The sequence below is a fragment of the Chelativorans sp. J32 genome, assembly GCF_000518985.1.
In the GTDB taxonomy this organism is placed as follows: Bacteria; Pseudomonadota; Alphaproteobacteria; order Rhizobiales; family Rhizobiaceae; genus Chelativorans.
The window spans coordinates 85,989-111,812 of sequence record NZ_JAEQ01000012.1; the positions used below are offsets into that span (position 1 = coordinate 85,989).

22 protein-coding genes and 1 pseudogene are annotated in these 25,824 nt (G+C 61.6%); 10 read left to right on the plus strand and 13 right to left on the minus strand.

Annotated features, from left to right (window positions below; genetic code table 11):
• The first annotated feature begins 181 nt into the window (after nucleotides 1–181).
• Nucleotides 182–3,667 (plus strand): DNA polymerase III subunit alpha, encoded by a 3,486-nt coding sequence (dnaE, locus tag CHEJ32_RS0115780; protein WP_198023878.1) that lies wholly within the window; start codon nucleotides 182–184, stop codon nucleotides 3,665–3,667.
• Nucleotides 3,668–3,843: 176 nt separating this feature from the next.
• Nucleotides 3,844–4,266 carry a VOC family protein gene (locus CHEJ32_RS0115785; RefSeq protein ID WP_028034654.1) on the plus strand — a complete coding sequence of 141 codons (423 nt, stop codon included), beginning with the start codon at nucleotides 3,844–3,846 and terminating at the stop codon, nucleotides 4,264–4,266.
• Between the two features lie 99 nt (nucleotides 4,267–4,365).
• Here CHEJ32_RS0115785 and CHEJ32_RS0115790 read toward each other — a convergent pair whose 3' ends face one another.
• From CHEJ32_RS0115790 to CHEJ32_RS0115810, 5 genes are all read right to left on the minus strand, one after another.
• Nucleotides 4,366–4,572, minus strand: coding sequence for a hypothetical protein (locus CHEJ32_RS0115790; protein ID WP_028034655.1), 207 nt, complete (start codon nucleotides 4,570–4,572; stop codon nucleotides 4,366–4,368).
• A 52-nt stretch (nucleotides 4,573–4,624) separates the two neighbouring features.
• A complete protein-coding gene (locus CHEJ32_RS0115795; protein ID WP_028034656.1) occupies nucleotides 4,625–5,020 on the minus strand; it encodes a VOC family protein in 396 nt (131 codons plus the stop codon).
• Between the two features lie 43 nt (nucleotides 5,021–5,063).
• Nucleotides 5,064–5,477, minus strand: a complete 414-nt coding sequence (locus tag CHEJ32_RS0115800) for an SRPBCC domain-containing protein (protein WP_028034657.1) — start codon at nucleotides 5,475–5,477, stop codon at nucleotides 5,064–5,066.
• Nucleotides 5,474–5,797: a helix-turn-helix transcriptional regulator gene (locus CHEJ32_RS0115805; protein ID WP_028034658.1), complete on the minus strand. Its 324-nt coding sequence runs from the start codon at nucleotides 5,795–5,797 to the stop codon at nucleotides 5,474–5,476. The genes CHEJ32_RS0115800 and CHEJ32_RS0115805 overlap by 4 nt, the downstream gene beginning before the upstream one ends.
• A gap of 160 nt (nucleotides 5,798–5,957) precedes the next feature.
• Nucleotides 5,958–6,749 carry a YdcF family protein gene (locus tag CHEJ32_RS0115810; RefSeq protein WP_028034659.1) on the minus strand — a complete coding sequence of 264 codons (792 nt, stop codon included), beginning with the start codon at nucleotides 6,747–6,749 and terminating at the stop codon, nucleotides 5,958–5,960.
• A 198-nt stretch (nucleotides 6,750–6,947) separates the two neighbouring features.
• Between CHEJ32_RS0115810 and CHEJ32_RS0115815 the strand changes: the two genes are divergently transcribed.
• Both CHEJ32_RS0115815 and CHEJ32_RS25015 read left to right on the plus strand, forming a co-directional pair.
• Nucleotides 6,948–8,177: a putative DNA modification/repair radical SAM protein gene (locus CHEJ32_RS0115815; protein WP_028034660.1), complete on the plus strand. Its 1,230-nt coding sequence runs from the start codon at nucleotides 6,948–6,950 to the stop codon at nucleotides 8,175–8,177.
• Between the two features lies 1 nt (nucleotide 8,178).
• Nucleotides 8,179–9,609, plus strand: a complete 1,431-nt coding sequence (locus tag CHEJ32_RS25015; RefSeq protein WP_034658601.1) for a UdgX family uracil-DNA binding protein — start codon at nucleotides 8,179–8,181, stop codon at nucleotides 9,607–9,609.
• A gap of 29 nt (nucleotides 9,610–9,638) precedes the next feature.
• On the opposite strand, the gene mdlC is transcribed toward CHEJ32_RS25015, so the two are convergent.
• Entirely contained in the window at nucleotides 9,639–11,303 is a 1,665-nt protein-coding gene (gene mdlC, locus CHEJ32_RS25020) for a benzoylformate decarboxylase (protein WP_084032834.1), read from the minus strand.
• 160 nt (nucleotides 11,304–11,463) lie between these two features.
• On the opposite strand from mdlC, the gene CHEJ32_RS0115830 reads away from it, so the two are divergent.
• Nucleotides 11,464–11,850 carry a MerR family DNA-binding transcriptional regulator gene (locus tag CHEJ32_RS0115830; protein ID WP_028034661.1) on the plus strand — a complete coding sequence of 129 codons (387 nt, stop codon included), beginning with the start codon at nucleotides 11,464–11,466 and terminating at the stop codon, nucleotides 11,848–11,850.
• A 12-nt stretch (nucleotides 11,851–11,862) separates the two neighbouring features.
• Here CHEJ32_RS0115830 and CHEJ32_RS0115835 read toward each other — a convergent pair whose 3' ends face one another.
• On the minus strand, nucleotides 11,863–12,342 hold the full coding sequence (locus CHEJ32_RS0115835; protein ID WP_028034662.1) for an isoprenylcysteine carboxylmethyltransferase family protein: 480 nt from the start codon (nucleotides 12,340–12,342) through the stop codon (nucleotides 11,863–11,865).
• Between the two features lie 95 nt (nucleotides 12,343–12,437).
• A complete protein-coding gene (locus CHEJ32_RS25025) occupies nucleotides 12,438–13,373 on the minus strand; it encodes a heparan-alpha-glucosaminide N-acetyltransferase (RefSeq protein WP_034658602.1) in 936 nt (311 codons plus the stop codon).
• Nucleotides 13,374–13,614: 241 nt separating this feature from the next.
• Here CHEJ32_RS25025 and CHEJ32_RS0115845 point away from each other — a divergent pair, with 241 nt between their 5' ends.
• Nucleotides 13,615–14,268, plus strand: coding sequence for an OmpA family protein (locus CHEJ32_RS0115845; protein WP_028034663.1), 654 nt, complete (start codon nucleotides 13,615–13,617; stop codon nucleotides 14,266–14,268).
• Nucleotides 14,269–14,308: 40 nt separating this feature from the next.
• On the opposite strand, the gene CHEJ32_RS0115850 is transcribed toward CHEJ32_RS0115845, so the two are convergent.
• Nucleotides 14,309–15,223, minus strand: a complete 915-nt coding sequence (locus tag CHEJ32_RS0115850) for a pseudouridine-5'-phosphate glycosidase (protein WP_028034664.1) — start codon at nucleotides 15,221–15,223, stop codon at nucleotides 14,309–14,311.
• Nucleotides 15,220–16,173 carry a carbohydrate kinase family protein gene (locus CHEJ32_RS0115855; RefSeq protein WP_084032835.1) on the minus strand — a complete coding sequence of 318 codons (954 nt, stop codon included), beginning with the start codon at nucleotides 16,171–16,173 and terminating at the stop codon, nucleotides 15,220–15,222. The genes CHEJ32_RS0115850 and CHEJ32_RS0115855 overlap by 4 nt, the downstream gene beginning before the upstream one ends.
• A 230-nt stretch (nucleotides 16,174–16,403) precedes the next feature.
• On the opposite strand from CHEJ32_RS0115855, the gene recA reads away from it, so the two are divergent.
• Nucleotides 16,404–17,489, plus strand: coding sequence for a recombinase RecA (recA, locus tag CHEJ32_RS0115865; protein ID WP_028034666.1), 1,086 nt, complete (start codon nucleotides 16,404–16,406; stop codon nucleotides 17,487–17,489).
• A 433-nt stretch (nucleotides 17,490–17,922) separates the two neighbouring features.
• The gene (gene alaS, locus CHEJ32_RS0115870; protein ID WP_028034667.1) at nucleotides 17,923–20,589 is read left to right on the plus strand and encodes an alanine--tRNA ligase; all 2,667 of its coding nucleotides are present in this window, start codon (nucleotides 17,923–17,925) and stop codon (nucleotides 20,587–20,589) included.
• Nucleotides 20,590–20,617: 28 nt separating this feature from the next.
• On the opposite strand, the pseudogene CHEJ32_RS27775 reads toward alaS, so the two are convergent.
• The 3 genes and pseudogenes from CHEJ32_RS27775 to CHEJ32_RS0115885 form a co-directional block, all read right to left on the minus strand.
• A pseudogene (locus CHEJ32_RS27775) lies at nucleotides 20,618–21,458 on the minus strand (IS630 family transposase).
• Between the two features lie 115 nt (nucleotides 21,459–21,573).
• A complete protein-coding gene (locus tag CHEJ32_RS25030) occupies nucleotides 21,574–22,482 on the minus strand; it encodes an alpha/beta fold hydrolase (RefSeq protein ID WP_051469706.1) in 909 nt (302 codons plus the stop codon).
• A gap of 167 nt (nucleotides 22,483–22,649) precedes the next feature.
• A complete protein-coding gene (locus CHEJ32_RS0115885) occupies nucleotides 22,650–23,861 on the minus strand; it encodes an NADP-dependent isocitrate dehydrogenase (RefSeq protein ID WP_028034668.1) in 1,212 nt (403 codons plus the stop codon).
• Nucleotides 23,862–24,001: 140 nt separating this feature from the next.
• On the opposite strand from CHEJ32_RS0115885, the gene CHEJ32_RS0115890 reads away from it, so the two are divergent.
• Together CHEJ32_RS0115890 and murI are read left to right on the plus strand one after the other, a co-directional pair.
• Nucleotides 24,002–24,793, plus strand: a complete 792-nt coding sequence (locus tag CHEJ32_RS0115890) for an RNA methyltransferase (RefSeq protein WP_028034669.1) — start codon at nucleotides 24,002–24,004, stop codon at nucleotides 24,791–24,793.
• Between the two features lie 215 nt (nucleotides 24,794–25,008).
• Complete coding sequence (murI, locus tag CHEJ32_RS0115895) at nucleotides 25,009–25,809, plus strand: glutamate racemase (RefSeq protein ID WP_028034670.1); 801 nt, start codon at nucleotides 25,009–25,011, stop codon at nucleotides 25,807–25,809.
• Nucleotides 25,810–25,824 lie beyond the last annotated feature (15 nt).

Here is a 25,824-nt window from a genome sequence, read left to right on the forward strand (position 1 = left end):
GCCGGAGAAATTCACGAGCGGCCAACTCGTTCCCCCGCGCGTTGCAATAGGCTTGTACACAGCGCGCTTTCCCTCGTCCTTGCAGCTGCGGGCAAGGAGGGGCTAGATGGACGGATTGGCCACACGAGTCTGATGGGAACGACGGAACATGGCGAGCGACCGCAGATCGCGTGATCCTCTCATGAAGGAAGCGGGGCGCGTTCAAGCGCAGCCGGAGTGCAGCTTCATCCATCTGCGCGTTCACTCCGCTTATTCCCTCCTGGAAGGCGCGCTTCCGCTTGGGAAGATCATCGGCCATGCCCTGAAGGACGAGGCTCCGGCCATAGCCATTGCCGACACAAACAATCTCTTCGGCGCGCTGGAGTTCGCGCAAAAGGCGGTCAAGGACGGAGTGCAGCCGATCGTCGGGTGCCAGCTCGACGTGGCCTTCCACGATGCTTTTTCCGAGGCCCGCCGCGCGGCCAGCCGCAAATCCTTCGGCGAATATGACCCGCTTGTGCTGATTGCTGCCACCGAAACCGGTTATGCGAATCTGGTGCGGCTCGTAAGCCGAGCCTATCTGGAAAACGAGGCTGGCTCGGCCACCCATGTAGCGGCCGGCTGGCTTCAGGATCATGCCGACGGCATCATCTGCCTTACGGGCGGCCCCCGCGGGCCGATCGGCACCGCCATCAAGGCCGACAGGGTGGAGATTGCCGAAGCCCGCCTCGTATTCCTGAAGGAAGCCTACGGCGACAGGCTATATGTGGAACTGGAGCGGCTTCAGGGCTATGACCGCGCTCTGGAGGCGGGAGCGGTCAATCTCGCCTATGAGCACGACCTGCCATTGGTGGCCACCAATGAAGCGTTCTTCCCGAAGCGTGACGACTTCGAAGCGCATGACGCGCTGGTCGCGATCGCCGAGGGCTCCGTCATCGCCTCGGACGACCGCCGTCGACTTACGCCGGACAACTACTTGAAGACCCAGGCCGAGATGGCCGCGCTTTTTGCCGATCTGCCGGAAGCGCTCGACAATACGATCGAGATCGCCCAGCGCTGCTCCTATTATCCGAAAACGCGGGCGCCAATCCTGCCGCGCTTCACCGGCGGCGATGCCAGCGACGCTGAGGCTGCGCTCAAGGCGGAGGCCGACGAGCTCAAGCGTCAGGCGCGCGAGGGCCTGGAAATGCGCCTCACCACCCAGGGCCTGGCGGAGGGGCACACGCGAGAGGAATATGTCGAGCGGTTGGAATACGAGCTCGGCATAATCGAGAGGATGAAGTTTCCCGGCTACTTCCTCATCGTGTCGGACTTCATCAAATGGGCCAAGGCGCATGACATTCCTGTGGGACCCGGCCGCGGCTCGGGCGCGGGGTCGCTTGTGGCCTATGCGCTCACCATCACCGATATCGATCCACTGCGCTTCTCGCTGCTCTTCGAGCGCTTCCTGAACCCCGACCGCGTGTCGATGCCAGACTTCGATATCGACTTCTGCCAGGATCGGCGCGAGGAGGTGATCCGGTACGTTCAGGGCAAATACGGCCGCGACCAGGTGGGTCAGATCATCACCTTCGGTACGTTGCAGGCGCGGGCCGTGCTGCGAGACGTAGGCCGCGTGTTGCAAATGCCCTATGGCCAGGTGGACCGGCTCTGCAAGATGGTCCCCTCGAACCCGGCCAATCCCACGCCTCTGCACAAGGCCATCGAGGATGAGCCGCGCTTTGCGGAGGAGGTGGAGAAGGAACCGATCGTCGGCACGCTTCTCGAATTCGCCCAGAAGCTCGAGGGCCTCTACCGCCATGCCTCTACCCATGCTGCAGGCATTGTGATCGGTGACCGGCCGCTTTCCGAGCTTGTGCCGATGTACCGCGATCCGCGTTCCGACATGCCCGTCACCCAGTTCAACATGAAGTGGGTGGAGCAGGCGGGCCTCGTCAAATTCGACTTTCTCGGCCTGAAAACCCTTACCGTGCTTGAGACGGCGGTGAAGCTCATCCGTCGCCGCGGGATCGAGATTGATCTTTCGAAGATCCCGCTGGACGACCAGAAGACCTACGAGATGCTGTCGCGCGGCGAGACGGTCGGCGTGTTCCAGGTGGAAAGCGCGGGCATGCGCAAGGCGCTGATCGGCATGAAGCCGGACCGCATCGAGGACATTATCGCGCTGGTGGCGCTTTACCGCCCCGGTCCGATGGAGAACATCCCCACCTACAATGCCCGAAAGCATGGCGAGGAGGAGATCGCCTCGATCCATCCAAAGATCGATCACCTGGTGAAGGAGACGCAGGGCGTCATCGTCTACCAGGAGCAGGTGATGCAGATCGCGCAGGAGCTTGCCGGCTACTCGCTCGGCGAAGCGGATCTCCTGCGCCGCGCCATGGGCAAGAAGATCCGCGCCGAGATGGACAAGCAGCGCGAGCGCTTCGTTTCGGGCGCGGTGGAACGCGGCGTTACCAAGCAGCAAGCCGACTTCATCTTCGACCTGCTCGCCAAATTCGCCGACTACGGCTTCAACAAGTCGCACGCCGCCGCCTACGCCGTCGTCTCCTACCAGACGGCTTATCTCAAGGCGCATTACCCGGTGGAATTCCTGGCCGCGTCCATGACGTACGACATGGCCAATACTGACAAGCTCAACGATTTCCGCCGCGATGCGATCCGGCTCGGCATCGAGGTGGTGCCCCCCTCCGTCATGACCAGCTACCGCGATTTCGAGGTGGGCGAGAACCGCATCTATTATTCGCTCGCCGCCATCAAGGGCGTGGGCGATGCCGCGGTGGAGCACATTGTCGAGAAGCGGAAAGAACGAGCCTTCAAGAATCTTGAGGATTTCTGCGCACGGGTTGACCCCAAGATCGTGGGCAAACGGGTGCTCGAAAGCCTGATCTGCGCTGGCGCCTTCGATTGCTTCGGCCATGATCGGGCCGCGCTTTTCGCCGGGGTCGATCGGCTGATGGGCATGGCGGCGCGCGCTGCCGAAGACGCTGCCCTTGGCCAGGCGGACATTTTCGGCTCGGCTGCGATCGAGCCGCAAAAACTGCATTTGCCGGCCGCCGCCCAGTGGTTGCCGGCGGAAAAACTCCATCGCGAGTTCCAGGTGGTGGGCTGCTATCTGTCAGCGCACCCGCTCGACGATTACCGGCAGACGCTGGAAAAAATGCGCGTGCAAAATTGGGGTGAGTTCCAGGCTGCCGTGAAGCGTGGTGCAACGGCCGGCCGGCTTGCAGGCACGGTCACGGCCAAGCAGGAACGCAAGACACGCACTGGCAACAAGATGGGCATCGTGCAGTTTTCCGACGCCAGCGGGCAGTATGAGGCGGTGCTCTTCTCCGAGGCGCTCGCCCAATACCGCGACCTGCTGGAGCCCGGCCGCTCGGTCGTCATCATGGTTTCGGCCGAAGATCGCCCGGAAGGCATCAACCTGCGCATTCAGACGGTACAGTCGCTGGAGGACGAGGCGAGTCGCATGCAGAAGGCGCTGCGCATTTATCTGCGTGACCCGCAGCCGATCCAGGCGATCTCCTCGCAGCTCACCACACGCGGGGAGGGGCAGGTGAGCCTGATCGTCATCAAGGAAGGTGGCCTCGGTGAGATAGAGGTCGGCCTTCCGGAGCGTTATCGCATATCGCCCCAGATCGCCGCCGCCATGCGCGCCGTGCCCGGCGTGGTGGATGTGGAACTGGTCTGAATCGGGCGTGACCAAACCTCATATCGTGCTTCACAGCGTCTTATGTTTGCCTTCCGCCATTATTTATGCGCCGATGTCGGGGGAGGGTGCTTCAGGACGTCCTAGCGGCATAGGTGGAAATGCCTGTGCTATCCGCCGGAAATCGCAGATGGTGATCCCAATCAGAGAGGCCAGACATGCCCAAAATGATCTTTGTGAATCTACCGGTGAAGGATCTCGATGCCTCGATCCGCTTTTACGAGGCGATCGGTTGCGTCAAGAACGAACAGTTCAGCGGAGACGATGCGGCCTCGATGGTTTGGTCAGACACGATCGTCTTCCAATTGCTGACACATGAATATTTCGCGACCTTCACGCCGCGGCCGATTGCCAATGCGGGTGAGGCCATAGGCATGCTGATCGCGCTCTCGCGTGATAGCCGCGAAGAGGTGGATGCCATCACCGAGGCCGCGGCCGCCGCCGGCGGCAGGGCCGATATCCGCGCGCCGCAGGACATGGGGTTCATGTATGTCCGCACCTTTGAGGACCCGGATGGTCACGTCTTCGAACCCGCCTGGATGGACATGTCGGCCGCAGCGCCGGACAATGTCCAGGCCTGACATTCCTGCTGCTGGGGTACCCTGTCGCCTCAAGAGTGTCTTATCGGGAAGGCAGGCTCCCTTGGCAGGCACGAGCAGACCATCGGTTCGCGCCGATGGTCAGCGATGCGCGCCTTTCTTGGCGTAGGGCAGCGCGAACATATAAAGGCCGGTGAACAGGAGCAGGAAGAGCGGCGGCAGCGGCGAATAGACCACCCAGGCTGGCGGCTCACCCAATGCCATTGTTGCGAAATTGGCAATGACCGTCACCGTAAAAATGATCGACAGCCAACGATGAACCTGCCGGATCTGCTTGTTCCAGTTCAATGATGCCTCCTTTGAAGACGAGCCGGAGCGGTATGGATGCCGAAAGCCTTTGCTACCGCCGAGCCAGCTGGTTGATTTGGATGAGGTTGCCGCAGGTGTCGTTCAGCTGCGCGATGCTCACGCCGGGCATCACCTCGGTGGGCGGCATGGTGAACTCGGCACCACGAGCCTTGATGCGCTCGTATTCGCGCGTCACGTCATCCGCGTGGAACATGGCCGCGGGCTGGCCCTGCTGGAACAGGGCTTGCTGATATGCCCTGGCGGCCGGATTGTCGTTGAGGGCGAGCTGCAGCTCGGTACCGTCCGGCTCTTCCGATGAGGTCACCGTTAGCCAACGATATGGCCCGTTTCCGACATCGGTTTTCTTGGTGAAGCCCAGCACCTCGGTGTAGAAGCGCAGAGCCTTTTCCTGGTCGTCCACATACAGGCTGGTCAGTTTGATCTTCATTTTCCTTCTCCACTGAGCGCTTTCAATTCTCGCAAGAAGGACTTCAATCCATCCGCGCCAGAACCTGCTCCAAGCCATCAAGAAACCGTGGCCATCCGACTTTGGCGCCCCGGTAGTATGGCTGCTGATCCGGACCAAAGCCGATTTGCTCCATGCGCAGGAGGGTGGTTCCCGTGCTCGTGGGAGTGAGCGTCCATGTCACGACACTTCTGAGATCCTTGGTATCCCACGTGTAGGACAGCATCTTGTTTGGTTCAGCCGTCCGCACCTGACAATCGACTGCGCCCCAGTCTGCGGTGAGGTTGAAACGGTGCGCCACGACGGGCTTGAAGTCGTTCTTCATCAGCCATTCCTCGATGAAGTGAGGTTGCGTGAGTGCGCGCCAAATCTTTTCCGGCGGATGTGCTAGCTCACGCTCGACAATGACCGACAGCGTTTCGGCCGGGTTTTCACTCATTGGTCCATCCTATTGAGAAGATCCTCGAGGCTGTCGAACCGGCTTTCCCAGAACCCGACCATCTGGCTCGTCCAATCGATCAGTGGCGATAGGGCTGCGCGCTGGGCGGCATAATGCGTCTGCCGTCCTTCGGGGCGGTCGCGCACCAGTCCTGCCTCTTTCAGCACCCGCAGATGCTTGGACACAGCCGGTTGCGAAATACCCGCCCGCGCCGTCAATACCCTGACGGTCTGGTCTCCGTCACGACACAACCATTCGAAGATCGCCCGCCGCGTCGGATCGGCAAGTGTCCTGAAAAGGATATCGTAGGGCTCCGGCATCGTGATCAATAGCTCGCTGGTTATCGGTCGGATAAATAACCGTTGGGATATGTATCGGTCAAGGGCTACCTGGGGCAGTGCTCGATTTGCGCACAGGCTCGCTGACGCTAACGATTTGCGGTCCGTCTTTCTTCCGCCGGCGGGGCGGCGGCTCTGTGCTTCACGGTGCGGGGAGCAACTCGGTTCCTTTGGCAAAATGGTAGGCGACCAGCCCAAGCCATTCATGCGCGGCGATATCCGCCAGATACAAGCCCTCGGCGATGGAGGAGGAGCCAATGCTGCGCAGATTAGAACGGCGTACCAGGTAATCCACGGGGTATGGGAGAACGGGAAAACCCGCTGCGCGAAAGCAGGCGACGGCCCTCGGCATATGGAACGCCGACGTGAGGAGCAGCCACAATTCCCCGGCCTTCGGCGCGGCGACTTTCTTGCTTTCGATCGCGTTCTCGCAGGTGTTCCGCGATCGCTCTTCGATCTCGATCCGCTCACGCGGCACACCGATCTGGACGAGGAGATCGCGCGCAAGTGCGGCTTCCGCCATGCCGCTCGCCCCCAACAGATCATTGTCGCCGCCGGAGAGAAGAATTCGCGCGTTTGGGTAGAGGCGGCTGAATTCCGCCGTTTTGGTGAGCCGCTCGGCCGCATCCGTCAGTGCGACTGTTTTTCGGTCGTTCGAAACATCCGTATCGATTTCGCCGCCCAAGACCACCATACCGGTCACCGGCCCGGCGATTGCGGGTTTTGGGAACCGGTTTTCCAGGGCAAGAAGGGCGGCGCTGCCGAGCGGCAACCATCCGATGGCGAGGAGCAGAATGCCTGCGCCAGTCAGAAACACTGCGCCCGCCGCTTTGCGGCGGAAGAAGAGAAGAAGGACCCCCAGCAGCGCGATAAGCCCGATCAGGTTCGAAGGAACCGTGACGATCGAGAACAGCTTCGAGAGAACAAAGAACACGGCTGTCGCCTTCGTTTGGCCGATGCCGAAATCATATCGGCATTTTCATAAGGGAGGAGTCGACCGTCCGAAGGAGGGTGACGTCAATTCCGGACTGGATGGCCCCCGGCATGCGACGGATTTGCAGGTCGTCCGTTCTTGCCAATCGGAAAGAGGAGCCCTATAACAAGAACAAAAGAAGAACAATGGAACTCGTCCATGCCGCTCAACCTGCTCCAGAAGCTGGAGATCCTGGCGGATGCCGCCAAATATGATGCTTCTTGCGTGTCCTCGGGCGGCGAGAAGCGGAAGGCCGGCAGCGGCCTCGGCTCTGTCACGGGACAGGGCATCTGTCATGCCTTCACGCCCGACGGCCGCTGCGTTTCGCTGTTGAAAATCCTGCTTACCAATTTCTGCATGTATGACTGCAGCTACTGCGTCAGCCGCCGTTCCAGCAATGTTGCGCGCGCCCGCTTCCGCGTGGACGAGGTGGTGAAGCTGACGCTCGATCTTTACCGGCGCAACTGCATCGAGGGGCTGTTCCTCTCTTCGGGCATCGCCCGCTCGGCGGACGAGACCATGTCGGACCTGGTACGGGTGGCGAGAGCATTGCGCGAGGAGCACGGCTTTCGCGGCTACATCCATCTAAAGACCATTCCCGGCGCAAGCCCGGAACTGCTGGACGAAGCAGGTCTTTATGCCGACCGGCTGTCGATGAATGTCGAGTTGCCGGCCGAAGCCGCGCTCGAAAAACTGGCGCCGGAGAAGTCTCCCGTCGATATTAAACGCGGTCTTGCCCGGACGCGGCAGCAAATAGAAGCTTCCTCCGAGCGGACGCGGTCCAGGCGCAAGCCGCCGCCTTACGCTCCGGCAGGGCAGAGCACGCAGATGGTGGTGGGCGCGGATACCTCCTCTGACCGCGATATCCTCCGCGCCAGCAGCCGGCTTTATGCGTCCTACGCGCTTCAGCGCGTCTATTACTCGGCCTTTAGCCCGACCGGGCATCCTTCGACATATCTGCCGGACAAACCGGCTCCGTTGCTGCGGGAACATCGGCTTTATCAGGCCGATTGGCTGCTCCGCTTCTACGACTTTTCGCTCTCGGATATCGAAGAAGCCATGCCCGGCGGCATGCTGGATCTATCGGTCGATCCGAAGCTCGCCTGGGCGCTCGCGCATCGCGAGGCATTCCCGGTGGACGTCAACCGGGCGAGCCGCGAAATGCTCCTGCGGGTGCCGGGACTGGGCACGCGGGCGGTAGACCGCATCATAGCTTCGCGCCGGCACGCCACCCTGCGCCTGGCTGAGCTTGCGCGGCTTTCCGGATCTCTCGCTCGGATCAGGCCGTTCATCGTGACGCCCGATTGGAGGCCCGCCGGGCTGCTGGATCAGGAGCGGCTGAAACAGCGGCTGGCGCCACAGCCCAAGCAGCTTTCGCTGGGGCTTTGACATGTTGACCGTGCCGCTTCCTGATGACTGCACTCCGGAGGCCTTCCGCACGGCAGCGCGGAAATGTCTTGCGCAGGGCCTTCAGCCCGATGAGGTGATATTTTCTACCTCGAGCACCCCTTCACTTTTCGAGGAAGTAGGCGAGGAGAGTGGATCAAAGCTGGACATGGTCGTGCCGCGCAGCTTTCTCGACATGATGAGAAAGGTTCTGTGCCACAGCGCATCCGATCGCTTTGCGCTTCTCTACCGGCTCCTCTGGCGCATCCGGAGCGGCGAGCGCCACATCCTCGGCAACGTGGCGGATCGAGAGGCCATGCAAGCCTCCCGCTATGCCAGGGCGGTCGACAAGGATGTCTACCGCATGCACGCCTATGTGCGTTTTGCCGAGCGCGAGATCGACGGCAAAAACCTGTTCGTCGCCTGGCACGAGCCGCAGCACCGCATCCTTCAGCTTGCGGCCCCGTTCTTCATGGACCGCTTCACCAATATGGATTGGCTGATCGCCACGCCCGTGGGCACCGTGGCATGGGACGGCCGTTCTTTGCTATTCGGGCCGCCGGCCATCCGTCCATCCCGGACTGGTGATGAGGTGCTCGACGAGGTGTGGAGGGCTTATTACCGCACCACCTTCAATCCCGCGCGGCTTCGCGTGAAAGCCATGGTCGCACAGATGCCGAAGCAGCATTGGGCGACCATGCCGGAGACTGCGCAGATCCCGGAACTGGTCAAGACCGCCTCGTTGCGCACCAAGGCCATGGGAGAACAGCCGCCGGATGCACCGCCGCGTTTTGCGGCGACCCTGACCGAGCGCCTGGCGGAAAAGCCGCATGAAGTAGGTGACGGCACGCCGCTCGACTTGCTTCGCGGGCAAGTGCAGACCTGCCGCTCCTGCCCTCTATACGGGCCGGCGACGCAGCCGGTCCTCGGTGAGGGCCCGTTGAATGCGGCCATCATGTTTGTCGGCGAGCAGCCCGGTGATCACGAAGATCTGACGGGAAAACCCTTCGTCGGCCCCGCCGGCCAGGTTTTCGATCGAGCGTTGGCGGAAGTAGGGATTGAGCGCAGTAAGGCCTATGTCACCAATGCGGTGAAGCATTTCAAGTTCGAACCGCGTGGCAAGCGCCGCATCCATATGAAGCCCAGCGCCGGCGAAGTGTCGAAATGCCGTTTCTGGCTCCAGCGCGAAATAGCTGCGGTGAAGCCGAGGCTGATCGTAGCGCTGGGCGCAACCGCCATGTTGGGACTTACGGGCCGGGCGGTTCCGGTGACCAAGGAGCGCGGGCGCATTCTCTCGTCGAACTCCCTTTCGATCCTTGTCACCGTTCACCCATCCTATCTGCTGCGGCTCCCTGACGCGGATCTCGCCGCGCTGGAATACAAACGTTTCGTGGAGGATCTGCGGGTAGCGAAGCGGCAGCTTGGCACCGCGTGAGACCCACCTCCCGAGCGGTGTCTCGAACGCTAAGATGCAGATCCGGCCTGATGCGATCTCGCGTGCCCTGCCGTTGTCCGGCCAGACCACCCGGTAAGAAGCGGGTTCAAAGAGGGCGAGATTGGAACTTCTATAACGCTGGTTCCTGTATGGGCGAGCGCCGCATTGAATGCCTCTCGAATTTCTGCCGCATCCGTAGCACGGAAAGTCCGAGCGCCGTAGCCTCGACCGAGCGAAGCGATGTCGAGCCCGGGAAGGTCGAGGCCGGGCACATTGGGCGTTTTCTCGAGTTTTGCGAACTCCTTCAAGATTGCATACTCACCATTTCGAAGGACGACGAAGATCACGTGCGCATTCTGCTGCACGCCTGTGTAGATGCTTTGCAGTGAATACTGGAAGGAGCCGTCGCCGATCAGGCCGATAACCGGGCGGTTGCGTCCGCTCTTCCGCTCCGCAAGCGCGAGACCGACGGCGGCAGGCATGCCCCATCCAAGCCCGCCGGATGCAAACGTATAGTAGCTGTCCGGCTTGTCTATCGGGAACCATCGCTGCAAGGCAGCAATGGTTGAGGGTGACTCGCTTAGAAGGACGAAGTCTGCGGGGCACAACGGCCGGATCGTGCTCAGAACGGCATCTGCCGAAAGCGGGAGATGATCGAGGTCCGGCTTCGTTGATACAGGCTTCCGGATTTCAGGGGCCATCCTGGTATTCCGGTCGATCAGCGGCCGTATCGTTTCGAGGAATAGAAGGCTATCGGCTACGATACTGTCCCCCACCGGGGCTTTTGCGGCCGCATCCGGATCATCCGTTACCTGGAGAAGGCGCGCACCGTCAGGCAGATACTGCCCGGGAATATAGGGGTAGTAACGGAAGATTGGAGCGCCCACGACGACGATCAGGTCATGCCCTTCGAGCCTCGCCGAGAGCGGCCCGATGGCGGCAGGCAGGGCACCGGCATAAAGCGGATGCGTTTCGGGAAATGGCGTCCTCTCGGCAAAGGGGGCAGCCCAGACCGGCGCTTGCAGGGTTTCGGCAAAACGAATGCCCGCATCCCAGGCCTGACTGCGCGCGATATCTGAACCGTAGACCAGGACGGGCCTTTTGCTGGCGTTGATTTTGTCGGCGAAAAGCTCTGCGTATAACGGATCAGGTCCCATGCGGCTGGATGTGGCGCGAAGCGCGGGAGCCTCATCGATCCGCTTCTCCCAATCATCAAGCGGCAGCGAAAGGAACACGGGCCCCATCGGCTGCTGGATGGCCCTTGCGTAAGCGCGCATGAAGGCGGCGGGAATATCCTCGGGGCGCGATGGCTCATAGCTCCATTTCACCCATGGTCTCGGCATGACCGTCGCGTCGATATTGGTGAGGAAGGGTTCCAAGAGGAGCATTTTGCGGGTTTGCTGCCCGGCTGTAATGATGAGCGGTGTTTTATTCTCATAGGCGGTGAGAATACAGCCCATCGCATTTCCGAGGCCTGGGCCCGTGTGAACGTTCACGATCACGGGCTTCCGCAGGCCCTGCGCAAGTCCGTCGGCAATACCGACGACGTTCGCTTCCTGAAGGGCGAGAACGTAATCGAAATCATCCGGGAAATCCTTGAGAAAAGTCTCTTCCGTCGAGCCCGGATTGCCAACAATTGTCGTAAGGCCGAGCTGCCGCAGCAATTGGTAGGTTGCTTCTCTAACAAGTGGCATTTCATGAAATCCTTCGTCTCAGCAATGACTTGAAACGTAGGAATTGGAGGGCTCTCGCTCCATTCATTCTTTGGTGAGAAGAGGTGATGAGGTGTCCACGAATTGACTTTTACGTAATCCAGTGACAGTGACAGGTCCCCGTATGCGGCAGGCGGTAGAGATGCGAGAATATTACACGATCACGGAACTCACGCGGGAGTTCGGCATCTCCACACGCACATTGCGCTTCTATGAGGACGAGGGGCTCATCAATCCCGTGCGCCGGGGGCGCACCCGCCTTTATCGCCCGTCGGACCGCCACCTGATCCGCCAGATCCTGCGCGGACGCAGGCTCGGTTTCTCCATCAACGAAATCCGCGAGATCATCCAAGTCTACAAGGCGCCGCCGGGAGAAGTGGGCCAATTGCGGCTTCTTCTGGAGAAGATCGAAGAAAAGCGCCAGGCACTCCGCCAGAAGCGCCGCGATCTTGAAGATACGCTCGAAGAGTTGGATCAGGCCGAAGAGGCCTGTGTGGAGCGCCTTGCCGAGCTCGGCGTCAAGACCTGATTCCGGGGCAGATCAGAACCAGCGCCGCACTTTCTTCTGGTAATCGCGGTAGCGTTTGCCGAAGTGCTGCGCGAGATGCCGTTCCTCGGGCTCGATGGCGAGCTTCTGCGTGGCAAGGGCTGCGAGGAGCGCAAACAGCAGGAACCAGGCATCGCCGGCGATAAGGCCGATACCGATCACGATCATCGTATTGCCGAGATAGATCGGGTTCCGGCTGAAGGAAAAGGGCCCTTCCGTGACCAGGTGCGTGGAGCCTCGGGTCGGCATGATCGTCGTCTTGGCGAGGCGCAGCCTCCTGAGCGCAGCAACGTCCATGCCAAGACCCGCAAGCCCGATCAGCCAACCCGCCGCAAACAGCATGTCGGAAAGCGGCGATCCGAACCAGGGCGAGGGGAAAAGCTGCCCGACAACGATGCTGAGGGCAATGGCCAGGACGTAAAGGATCGGCGGCCAGGGGATTCGGCTTGGCGCATTATCAATCGATCGGCTCATTCCTTCCTCCCTGCGCATCGGCTCGAACCGGACCCATTCGGAAAGCACGACGCGTAAGACCAATCTTCTTAGGATGCCCGGTGCTGCAACGCCTGCTATTCATCCCTTTCCATCGAGCATTGCAAGACAAGGTTTTCGAGCCACACACGGGTCTCCTCGTCCGGATCGACAGCGAACAACGCCTCGCTCCGGTTCTGCGCCGCCGCCTCGTCCAGCACGCAGCCGCAATAAGCGCGGCAGAAGGCCTCGTCGCGTTGCGACATGCATTGGGTGGTGCAAGCCTGCATGAATGCCGGCCCTCTGTCGGGCGGCATCACCTGTGCGAAGAGCCATACACATGAGAAAAGCACGGGCTGATGCACGAGATAGAAGAGGAGGCTGTGCCTCCCCGCAGCCCCCAGGAGTGGCACCCGGCTTGTCCGGATTTCGGCCAACCGGGCAAGAAGGCCGGATCGGTCGGCCGCCTTCGCCGCAACAATGCCCAGAAGCACCGCCCCGAACCAGGGGAAGATCGGGATATAATCATTGGTGCTGGGGATGTTGCGAGAAAACCCCGTCCACCAGAAGACAGGATGGTCGAAAAAGTTCGCATGCATGAAATGCGGCGCTGCGATCACAACCGCAGCAAGCAGGAGCAGCACCAGGATCGGCAACCTCAACACAGCGACGCCAAGAACAGTGGCGAGCGCGATATGGTGCAGGATGCCGAAGAAAATGAAGGAATCCGGGAACAGAATATAAGTCGCGACGGTGATCGCGGCTGCCGCGGCGACAATCATCCCGAGCCGCTTCACGAAGGGCTTTGCCCGGAAGCCATGTCCATGGGCGAGATAAAGGCTGAAGCCCACGAGAAACAGGAAAGAACAGGCGATCGACCGCGCGAAGAACTTCCATCCACCGGTGATCGACATTCCCGGCTCCACATAGCCGAAGAAGTCGAGATCCCATGTGAAATGGTAGATCGCCATGGCCATGAGCGCCACACCGCGGGCGATGTCGACGAGCTCAATCCTGGATCGGGTGGCCTGCATTCTGATACTCGATTGACAGCTGAGAGACGACTCCGGCGTGGCCGGTGGCCGAACCAACGCATATTATTCCTTTTCGATCAATGGCGCGTGCCCGAACATGCGGGCTTGCCTTGCTCTCCTGACGGGAAAACCACGACGTGAATCCGGGGTGCCGGATTTCTGGGCATTTTGTGTTAAAGCATGAACGCATTACTGATTCTCCGCTGGCGGGGCGGAGGAAACCGATCAGGAGAGGATGCCGATGCTGAAGAAAGTAATTGCCGCTGCGGTTCTGGGAGCGCTGGTGGCGGGGTGCACCACCGACCCTTATACGGGGCAGCCGAAGATGTCCAACGCGGCCGGAGGGGCTGCGCTCGGAGCACTGGCGGGCGCGGGGCTCGGCCTGCTCGCGGGTGGTGACGATCGCCGCAATGCCTTGCTAGGAGCCGGCATCGGCGCGCTCGCCGGTGGCGGCATCGGCCTCTATATGGACCAACAGGAAGCGCAACTGCGCGCCCAACTCCAGGGAACCGGTGTGAGTGTCACGCGGCAGGGCGATTATATCATCCTGAACATGCCGTCCAACATCACTTTCGCCACGGATTCCGCCGACATCCAGCCGGCCTTCTACCAGACGCTTAATTCCGTGGCACTGGTGCTGAAGCGGTACAATCAGACGCTGGTCGACGTTTACGGCCATACCGATTCCACTGGCAGCCTCGAACACAATATGCAGCTGTCGCAGCGCCGCGCCTCGTCGGTGGCGAACTATCTGATCGCCCAGGGCACGGACAGCCGTCGCTTCGCCGTCATCGGCCAGGGGCCGTCGCAGCCGATCGCCTCGAACGCGACCCCGGATGGCAGGGCGCAGAACCGTCGCGTCGAAATCCGCCTCGCTCCTCTTACAGCGGGCTAAGTCCGAAAGGGCACCGGGAGCGCCGCCTGGCGGCGCTCCGTCATGCCGAAAGGGCAATCGCGATGCGCGCCGCAAGGCGCGCATTGTTTTTGACGAGCGCTATATTGGTCTTCAAGCTGCGGCCTCGGGTGATCTCCAGAATGCGCGCGAGCAGAAAGGGCGTGACAGCCTTGCCGCTGATCCTGGCCCTGTCCGCGTCCGCCTGCGCTTCGGCGATATAGCCGGCCATCTCCTGCGCCGGAATTTCCGCCTCTTCAGGCACCGGATTGCCGATCAGCATGCCGCCAGAAATGCCGAGGCGTGAGCGCGCTTTCTGGAATTGTGCGACCTCCTCCGCCGCGTCGAGCCGCAGCGGCGCAGGGCAGGGTGAGCTTCTGGACCAGAAGGCCGGCATGGCGTCGGTCCCAAATCCCACCACCGGAACGCCGCGCGTCTCCAGCACCTCCAGCGTCTTCGGAATGTCGAGAATGGCCTTCGGGCCCGCTGAGACAACGATCACTGGCGTGCGTGCCAGTTCGTCGAGATCCGAAGAGATGTCGAAGCTCTTCTCCGCGCCTTGATGCACTCCGCCGATACCGCCGGTTGCAAAGACGGAAATCCCCGCAAGATGCGCGGCAATCATCGTGGCGGCGACGGTCGTGCCGCCGGTCCGTCCCCGGGCAATGGCGAAGGCGAGATCGGCGCGCGAAAGCTTCATAGCGTCTTGCGACTGCGCGAGCCTCTCGCGTTCCTCCGGCGAAAGACCGATCTTGAGGCGGCCGTCTAAAACCGCGATCGTTGCCGGTACCGCACCTTCCGCCGCGACGATCTCCTCCACCTCGGCTGCCATGTCGTTGTTCTGTGGCCAAGGCATGCCATGCGTGATGATGGTGCTTTCAAGCGCCACGACGGGTTTTCCGGCGGAAAGTGCCGCGGCCACGGGCCCGTGCACGTCGATCTCGTCAGGAAGCCTCATAACTTCTCCTGTTCCGGTATGCGTGGCTGCGGCACCAGGGCGAGCGCCGCACGGAAGGCTGCTTCGTCGATTCTAGGTGCGGCCCTCTCGCTTTCCACCACGATTTTCGCCGCCGCAATGCCTTCGCGTGCGGCCTCGGCCAGGGGCAGGCCACGCAGCATCGCCGCGAGGCTCGCTCCTGCGAGCGCATCGCCCGCACCAGTGACATCGGTGAGGCGCGCCGGCGCCGGCGGCACGATTTCCAGGAAACGGCCTTGCTCCATGACGATGAGAGGCGCGCCCCCCGCGCTGATGAGACACGTTTTCAATCCGCGCGCGGCAAGCGTCTCGCCCACCTGCCAAATGGATGCATTGGCCGGCAGGCCGGCCAATTGGCGTGCCTCGCGCTGGTTGATGAAAAGGCAACGGAGCTTGTCGAGAACCGCTACCATGCGCTCCACCTTGGCCGGCGAGATGCCGATGGCAAACATCGGCTTGTCGGCCGCAAGTTCCGCGAGCAAGCTCAGCGCTTCGCCCGGCAGATTGGCGTCGCAAAGCACGGCATCGGCCCCGCAGACCGCATCGCGGATTTTGCGCCGGCGAAGCTGTTTGGAAAAGCCGATCTCATAAAGGCCCATATCCGCCAGACCGGTCACCAGATTGCCGTCTTCCGTCAGGATCGCCGTGTAGCTCGGGGTCGCACGGTCGAGAAAAATGGCAGAACAGTCCTCGATCCCGCTTTCCTCGATTGCCTCCGCGACCTGCTGGCCTGCCGCATCGCCACCGCGCAACGACAGAAGGCTCACGCAAAGGCCGCGTTGCGCAGCCACTCTTGCCGCGTTGAACGCACCCCCGCCGACATCCTCGCGCATCGTTCCGGGATTGGAGGCTTCGGCCACATAAGGCCCTCTCACCCGCCCACGGCGGTCGATATGGGCCCCGCCGATGGCGAACAGTTTGGCACGTGCCATCACTCGCTCCGAATCGCTTTGCCGCGCTTTTGCCCCAAACTCCCTCCGTCCATCAGTCGCGCGCCCCCATAGAAAACGCGATGGTCGCTGAAACGAAAAAGGAACATGATCCGATTTTATGTTTCATGTCAATGAGATGATCTCTATTGCCAAACTAGAACAAAACAGGTACATAAAAGATAGGGAGATTGGCCGGCGCGGTCTCCATTGAGGACAAGGGGTATTGTATCATGGCTCAGAACACATTGCGGCTTGTAGAGGATAACGGGGTGGACAAGTCCAAGGCATTGGATGCAGCGCTGTCGCAGATCGAACGGGCTTTTGGCAAAGGCTCGATCATGCGGCTGGGTGCCAACGACAAGGTCGTCGAGATCGAGACTATATCGACCGGCTCGCTCGGGCTCGATATCGCGCTCGGCGTCGGTGGGCTGCCGCGAGGCCGCATCATTGAGATTTACGGGCCGGAAAGCTCCGGTAAGACGACGCTGGCCCTGCACACGGTCGCGGAAGCGCAGAAGAAGGGCGGCATCTGCGGCTTCATCGATGCCGAGCACGCGCTCGATCCTGTATATGCCCGCAAGCTGGGCGTGGATCTTGAGAACCTGCTCATTTCCCAGCCCGACACGGGCGAGCAGGCACTTGAGATTTGCGACACGCTGGTCCGTTCCGGCGCCGTGGACGTCATCGTGGTGGACTCTGTGGCTGCCCTTACCCCCCGTGCGGAGATCGAGGGTGAGATGGGCGAGTCTCTTCCGGGCATGCAGGCCCGCCTGATGAGCCAGGCCCTGCGGAAGCTCACGGCCTCCATCTCCCGTTCCAACACGATGGTGATCTTCATCAATCAGATCCGGATGAAGATCGGCGTCATGTTCGGTTCACCGGAGACCACGACGGGCGGCAATGCACTTAAATTCTACGCCTCGGTTCGTCTCGACATTCGCCGCATCGGCTCGGTCAAGGACCGGGAGGAGACGGTCGGCAATCAGACCCGCGTGAAGGTGGTCAAGAACAAGATGGCGCCGCCTTTCAAGCAGGTCGAGTTTGACATCATGTATGGCGAGGGCGTTTCGAAGACCGGTGAGCTTGTCGACCTGGGCGTGAAGGCTGGCGTGGTGGAGAAGTCCGGCGCCTGGTTCTCTTACAATTCCCAGCGCCTCGGCCAAGGCCGGGAAAATGCCAAGACATTCCTGCGGGACAATCCCGAGGTCGCACGCGAGATCGAGTTGGCCCTGAGGCAGAATGCCGGCCTCATCGCCGAACACTTGCTGGAGGCGGATGACAAGGACGGTTCCTTGGATGATGCCGCAGAGGGCTGAACCGCTTGGCCGGACGGCGCAATCCCTGCTTTCGTGATGCTCGGCTCCCGAAGTGCCGAGCAACCGGGCTAAGGACGTAAAGTTTCCTTCGCTTTATACTTGGATTGGTGAATTTCCCTTGTGGTCCTTGGACGAAGCTGAGGAATAAAGGGGCGCACACATCTGAGGGAAGACCGGGTTGGGCCCGGCAGGGGCCGTCCTTTACCGGTCTGTCAAGACAGCAGCGGCGGGGTTGCACCCGCGACGAATACCCGATCGGGAGGCACGGAAATGCCTCCCGCCTCCCGTTCCAAAACGGCCAGACGCGAAAGTGGGTGTGACGGGGATGACGCGCGCCTCCATTCCACCTTTTCTGGACAGGCCCAAGCGTGGGCGCTAAAAGGCTGCGACCCTTTTCCCGCCACGGCGGCGGACTTCTCGCAAAGGCAATTACATGAGCGGCGTCAACGATATCAGGTCGACTTTCCTCGACTATTTCAAGAAGAACGGACACGAGATCGTGGCCTCGGGCCCGCTCGTGCCGCGCAATGATCCGACCCTCATGTTCACCAATGCCGGGATGGTGCAGTTCAAGAACGTCTTCACCGGATTGGAGACGCGCCCCTATCGCCGCGCGACCACGGCGCAGAAATGCGTGCGCGCGGGCGGCAAGCACAATGATCTCGACAATGTGGGCTACACCGCCCGCCACCACACCTTCTTCGAGATGCTCGGCAATTTCTCGTTTGGCGACTATTTCAAGGACGTCGCCATAGAGCTCGCCTGGAAGCTGGTCACCAAGGAGTTCGGCCTTGACCCGAAACGCCTTCTCGTCACGGTCTACCATACCGATGACGAGGCAGCGAGCCATTGGAAGAGGATCGCCGGCCTCTCCGAGGACCGCATCATCCGCATCCCGACCAGCGACAATTTCTGGGCTATGGGTGATACCGGGCCCTGTGGTCCGTGCTCGGAGATCTTCTTCGACCACGGCGAGGGCATCCCTGGCGGACCGCCCGGCAGTCCCGACGAGGACGGAGATCGCTTCATCGAGATTTGGAATCTCGTTTTCATGCAGTACGAGCAGCTGACGCCCGAGGAGCGCATCAACCTGCCGCGGCCTTCGATCGACACCGGCATGGGGTTGGAACGCGTTGCCGCCGTGCTGCAAGGCGTGCACGACAATTACGACATCGATCTTTTCAAGGCGCTGATCCGTGCGACGGAAGAGGCGATCGGGGTCCGGGCCGAAGGCGAGCGGCGCCCGAGCTTCAATGTCATCGCGGACCATCTGCGTGCATCCAGCTTCCTGATCGCCGACGGTGTTCTGCCGTCGAATGAGGGGCGCGGCTATGTGCTTCGCCGCATCATGCGCCGCGCAATGCGCCATGCGCAGCTCCTAGGCGCCGATGAGCCGTTGATGTGGCGTCTCGTCCCCGCGCTCGTGCGCGAGATGGGGCAGGCCTATCCGGAGTTGGTGCGCGGCGAGCCGCTGATCACCGAAACGCTGAAGCTGGAGGAGACGCGCTTCCGCAAGACTTTGGCGCGCGGCCTGAACCTCCTTTCCGACGCGACCTCCGGCATGGGCGAAGGCGACCGGCTCGACGGCGAGACCGCCTTCAAGCTTTACGACACCTATGGTTTCCCGCTCGACCTGACGCAGGACGCGCTGCGCCAACGCGGCGTTGCCGTCGATCTCGAAGGCTTCAATGCCGCCATGGAGCGTCAAAAGGCAGAGGCGCGCGCCAGCTGGGCAGGCTCTGGCGAAGCCGCCACCGAGACGGTCTGGTTTTCAGTGAAGGACAAGACGGGCGCGACGGATTTTCTTGGCTATGAGACCGAGGAGGCCGAAGGTGTTATCGCCGCTCTCGTGAAGGCCGGTGCCATGGCCGATGTCGCTTCGGAGGGCGAGGAGGTTGCGGTTGTCACCAACCAGACCCCCTTTTACGGCGAATCCGGTGGCCAAGTGGGCGACACGGGTACGATCGAAGGCGATGATTTCGTCATCGACGTCAGGGATACGCAGAAGAAGGGCGAGGGCCTGTTCGTCCATTTCGGCCAGGTTATAAAAGGCAGTGCAAAGGTCGGCGAGGCCGTCGCGCTGCGTGTCGATCACGAGCGCCGCACCCGCATTCGCGCCAACCACTCCGCGACACATCTTCTGCACGAGGCGCTCCGCGAGGTGCTGGGCACCCATGTCGCCCAGAAGGGATCGCTGGTCGCGCCCGACCGCCTGCGCTTCGATTTCTCGCATCCCAAGCCCATCGCCGAGGAGGAGCTGCAGGAAATCGAGGACCTCGCCAATGAGGTCGTGCTGCAGAACGAGCCGGTCGTCACCCGCCTCATGGCAGTGGATGATGCCATTGCGGAAGGCGCAATGGCGCTCTTCGGCGAGAAATATGGTGACGAGGTGCGGGTCGTCTCCATGGGCAGGGCTACGCGCGGTGAAAAGGCCGGCAAGACCTATTCGCTGGAGCTCTGCGGGGGCACCCATGTGGCCTCCACCGGCGATATCGGTCTCGTGCATATCGTCTCGGAAGGAGCGGTTGCAGCGGGCGTCCGCCGCGTCGAGGCGCTGACCGGAGCCGCCGCTCGCCGCTATCTCGATGAGCAGGAGCGTCGGCTGAAGGCGGCGGCCGCCGTGCTGAAGGTCTCTCCGGGCGATCTCCTGCCGCGTCTCGAAACGCTTGTGGAAGAGCGTCGCAAGCTGGAACGCGAGCTTGCGGACGCCCGCAAGAAACTTGCCCTTGGCGGTGGCGCCAGCGCCGGCGGTGCGGGTGAGAAGGAAGAGATCGGCGGGGTAGGTTTCATCGGCCGTGTGGTCGAGGGCATCTCGCCTAAGGACCTGAAGCCGCTTGCAGACGAGGGCAAGAAGTCTCTCGGCTCTGGCGTTGTGGTATTCGTCGGCACCTCGGAAGAGGGCAAGGCGAGCGTCGTTGTCGGCGTTACCGAGGACCTGACGGGGCGCTTCAGCGCCGTCGAGCTGGTCCGCAAAGCGTCTACAGCCATAGGCGGGCAGGGCGGTGGCGGGCGGCCCGACATGGCCCAGGCCGGCGGCCCGGATGCGGCGAACGCGGCGGCGGCGGTGGAGGCAGTTAGGGCAGTGCTCGCCGGCGCTTGATTTCCGCCGGCTGCCGGCCCCACTGGGGCTAAAGCGCTCGCGCTGGGGTCGTTGACGATTTGATGGAAGCGTGCCGTGCGTTTGCGAAGTGGTTTTCGCATTCGCCGGGTTTCGAGTCGAGACACGTCGGCAGATGCGGCGCTGTCTCTTCGATGGCCTTTTCTTGATGTTCCGTATCCAGTCTTTGATCGTTGCCAAAGCCCGTTCGATCGGGTTGAGATCGGGCGAGTAGGGCAGCAGGATCGGACCTGGCTCTGGCGACGCAAATAATCTGCAGCACGGCGGCAGGCTCATGCGACCGAGATTGGTCATGGCGACGCTGTCGGGCACGAGCTGTTGTTCGACATAGGCCGCGAAAGCGCTGGCCTTTGATCGGCCTGCCGAACAGCAGGGCGTGGCGAGCCGCAGCGCGCTGAAGAAGTCAGCATGCGGCCGACCTTGCGGGCGAAGCGACGCAGGCGCTTGCTTCCGCTTCCACCGTGCAACGGCCATCTTGGTCTTGATCCCGTTCAGCGGGAAATCCCGGGTCCATCCATGGTTTACTTCCGATGAAGACCCAATCATCGCGGCGGATCGCGATTGGGATGGCAAGACCGGGGGCGCTGCCATCTGTGCGATGGCAGGCTCGCCTGCTCAAGCGCGAACAATGCTTTGAACCGAAGTCCTCGCCGCGCGGAAACAGCCACACTGCGTTTTGCAACACCTCAGCCCGCGCGCGCTGCAGTCCCAGCCGTGAGCGTCAGATGCGGCGTGTGGTTGATCCGTTTGCGGGTGCCGAACCGGTCGGCCGGTAGGCTCCGACCACCTCACCTCAGATGAACTGCGACACCGAGCCGGTCCGCCGCCGACCGGCAGCTCTCCCCGACCATGATGGCAGCCACAACACGTTGGCGAAGATCATTGAAACGAGGTGCTGCTCCGATGCCGGTTCCTCTCCAGCATCACCTAGAATCCCAAACAACAGCGACGGGAACTCCAAACGATTCACTCATCAGCGAACGGCTCTCGTTCATGTCTTTTCTTATGCTCCCTTCTTATGAAGTCGAGCATGAGCGCTGTGGCCTTTGCGGCGTGTGTCTCGAGCAGGAAATGGCCGGCGTCGAAAATATGCGCCTCCATCCTCGGCAAAGCCCTCATCCATGACTGGATTTCGGCGAGATCGAAGAAGGCATCATGCCTGCCCCAGAGCAGGAGGGAAGGTGGCTGCCAGCGTGCGAGATATTCGGCGACGGCGTCGAACCGCGCGACATAATCGGCATAATCGGCAATGAGGGCTCGCTGGGTAGCCATCCGACCTGGCAAGCACATCACCCGCCAGTCCTCCTCCCAGCTATCTGCCGGGATCCTTGCCGCCACGTCCGGCGGTACATTCGCGATGTACTGATCGCGCGTGCCCTCGAAGGTCAGATGCGCGGTCGCCGCCGCTTCGTTTTCCGGATTCGGCTCCGACCAGTACGTCTGGGTCGCGGCCCATTGCGGCCCAAGCCCCGTTCGATGAGCGTTGGCGTTCTGCACGATGAGACCCAAGACGCGTTCGGGTGTCTGCATGGCGATATAAAGCCCCACCGGGGAACCGAAATCGTGAAGATAGATATAGCGCGGCCCGATCTTGAGCCTGTCCAGGAGTTCGGAGATCGCCTCACCAAAGGCGGGAAACGAAGGCTGCGGCAGAACATCGGATTCGCCGAAGCCGGGCAGATCGGGAGCGATCACATAGGCCGCCTCCGACAGTCCGGGTATGACGTCCCGAAACGTCCGCGCGGAGCTCGGAAATCCGTGCAAAAGCAGGACGGCGGGCTTGGAGGCCTCACCTGCCGCGATGAAGGACAATTCCGTACCACCGGATAGGCGCAGCCGTTGCCGGGGTGGGGTGGGGTGTGGGAACGCCTTCATGCCGATCACTCGCAATCCTAGGAGTGCGCGACGAGTCTTGCCTCATCGCGCCCTGTCTTCCTGGCCAAGGTCGGAATGAATCCTAGGGGCGGGGAGGCTTCGATCAAGACCGCGCCTCCGGAAATGAAAAAGGCGGCCGAGGCCGCCTTTCTTGGATGAAGCCTTGCTCAGGCCATGGCCTTCCGCAGGTTCTCGTCCACCTTGTCAAGGAAGCCGGTCGTGGAGAGCCACGGCTGGTCCGGACCGATGAGAAGGGCAAGATCCTTGGTCATGAAGCCTGCTTCCACGGTCTCGATACAGACGCGCTCCAGGGTGTCTGCGAACTTTTTCAGTTCCGCGTTGCCGTCGAGCTTTGCCCGATGCGCGAGACCGCGTGTCCAGGCGAAGATCGAGGCGATCGAGTTCGTGGAGGTTTCTTCGCCCTTCTGGTGCTGGCGATAGTGGCGGGTCACTGTGCCATGGGCAGCTTCCGCCTCGACAGTCTTGCCATCCGGGGTCATCAGCACGGAGGTCATCAGGCCGAGCGAGCCGAAGCCCTGGGCCACGATGTCCGACTGCACGTCGCCGTCATAGTTCTTGCAGGCCCAGACATAGCCGCCAGACCATTTGAGGCTCGCCGCCACCATATCATCGATCAGGCGGTGCTCGTACCAAAGCTTCTTTTCCTTGAAGGCCGCCTCGAACTCGGCTTCATAGATCTCCTGGAAGATGTCCTTGAAGCGCCCATCATAGGCCTTGAGGATCGTGTTCTTTGTCGAGAGATAGACCGGATACCCGCGCTGCAGGCCGTAATTGAAAGATGCACGGGCGAAGTCGCGGATGGAGTCGTCGAGATTGTACATGGCCAACGTAACGCCGGCACCCGGCGCGTCGAACACTTCGTGCTCGATCACCTGCCCATCTTCGCCCACGAATTTGATGGAGAGCTTGCCTTTGCCCGGGAATTTGAAGTCTGTGGCGCGATACTGGTCACCAAAGGCGTGGCGCCCGACGATGATGGGTTGTGTCCAGCCGGGCACGAGGCGCGGCACGTTGCGGCAGATGATCGGCTCGCGGAAGATCACGCCGCCGAGGATATTGCGGATCGTTCCGTTCGGCGATTTCCACATCTTCTTGAGGCCGAATTCCTCCACCCGCGCCTCGTCCGGAGTGATGGTGGCGCATTTGACGCCGACGCCATGCTTCTTGATGGCATTTGCAGCATCGATGGTGATTTGGTCGTCGGTTTCGTCGCGCTTCTGGATGCTGAGATCGTAATATTCGAGATCAATGTCGAGATAGGGATGGATCAGCTTGTCCTTGATGAGCTGCCAGATGATGCGCGTCATCTCGTCGCCGTCCAGTTCGACGACGGGGTTGTCCACCTTGATCTTCGCCATAAGCCTCTCTCCGATAAAGGCGGACCGCGCCGCCGATACATATTCTTGGAAGTGGCGCCCCTATAGCATTGCCGCGCCGCTTGGCAAAGGCGGCTCACACCCTGCTTTACCCGATTGCGATAAGGCGCTAACAGCCGCTTATGGCAGGTACGGATAGACAACGCGAATTGCTCGCCGAGGGCCCCGCGATCATACTGGTCGAGCCCCAGCTTGGCGAAAACATCGGCATGGTGGCGCGCGCGATGGCCAATTTCGGCCTGGCGGAGCTCCGGCTCGTCAACCCTCGCGACGGCTGGCCCAACGAAAAGGCCAGGGCGGCGGCAAGCCGCGCAGATCACGTTATCGACACGGTCAAGGTGTTCGACGATCTTGCAGGTGCGGTGGCGGACCTGAATTTCCTCTATGCCACCACGGCTCGGCCGCGCGATAATTTCAAGCCAGTACGCGGCCCGGTCGAAGCCACGCGGGAGCTGCGGGCTCGGCACACGGCCGGGCAAAGGACCGGCATCCTCTTCGGCCGCGAACGATGGGGCCTCACCAATGAGGAGGTGGCGATGGCCGACGAGATCGTCACCTTTCCGGTCAATCCGGCGTTCGCCTCGCTCAATGTCGCACAAGCCGTGCTGCTCATGTCCTATGAATGGATGAAGGTTGGAGGTGAGGGGGTCGCACCCGTCTCGCCCGAGCACGTTCCGGCCCCTCGCGGGCATCTGAACAGTCTGATGGATTACATCGACCGCGTTCTATCGGAACGCGGCTATTTCCGCACTGAGGACAAGAAGCCGAAGATGCTGGACAATCTGAGGGCTCTCTTTACTCGGCCAGGCTTTACCGTGGAGGAGCTGGCGGTGCTGCGCGGCGTGCTCGTCTCGCTTGAGAAATTCTCGCCGAAACGGCCGCGTGGGTCTGGTGCGCCGGAAGTGGATGATTAGGGGATGGCTCGTGAATAGCCCCTTTCTTGCAAATTTCAAGAACGTGGGACTTCGCCCAACTCCACGAGTTTGCTTGCTCCTTCATCAAGGGCGAGATGGGCGCCTCTTTCGGCCATGCCGCAAACCGCCCTCGTTTTCGGTCGAAAGCGGGAGACTCTCCGCCGACAAGAGAGGCGGCCGATTGTCGTCGGCTCTCGGGTTTCAGGTCCTCGTTCATGCGTGACGATCCGATTCTCTTCTTCGACTCCGGCATTGGCGGCCTTTCCGTGGTGAAGGAAGCGAGGATACTCCTGCCGGATCATCCCTACGTCTATGTCGCCGATGACGCGGCATTTCCGTATGGAGCATGGGAGGAACAGGCGCTTCGCGATCGCCTGGTGGAGCTTTTCGGGGGCCTCATCACCCGCTTCACACCCTCGCTCATCGTGATCGCCTGCAATACAGCCTCCACCCTGGCGATCGCCGATCTTCGACAGGCCTATCCGGACCAGCAATTCGTCGGTACCGTGCCGGCCATCAAGCCTGCAGCGGAGCGTACGCGTTCCGGCCTCGTATCGGTGCTCGCGACGCCAGGCACGGTGAAGCGGCAATATACGCGCGATCTGATCAGCGCCTATGCCAGCAAGTGTTACGTGCGGCTTGTCGGCAGCGAAAACCTTGCGCAACTGGCGGAGCAGTATATGCGTGAAGGCTTCGTCGACGAGGAGGCGGTGCGAGCGGAGATCGCGCCCTGCTTCATCGAGCAGGATGGCAGGCGGACGGACATCGTCGTGCTCGCCTGCACGCATTACCCATTCCTGGTCAACCGCATGCGCAAGACCGCGCCTTGGCCGGTAGATTGGATCGATACTTCCGAGGCGATTGCCCGCCGCGCCCTGACTTTGGCCAGAACGCTTCCACCTGCCGTTCGGCCGGAAGGTCCGGACAGTGCTTATTTCACTTCAGGCAATCCGCCCGCGAGCCTGAGGCGATTGGTTTCCGGGTTCGGCTTCAAGATTATGGACGAAAAAACCTGAAGCGCCGGCGAGGCC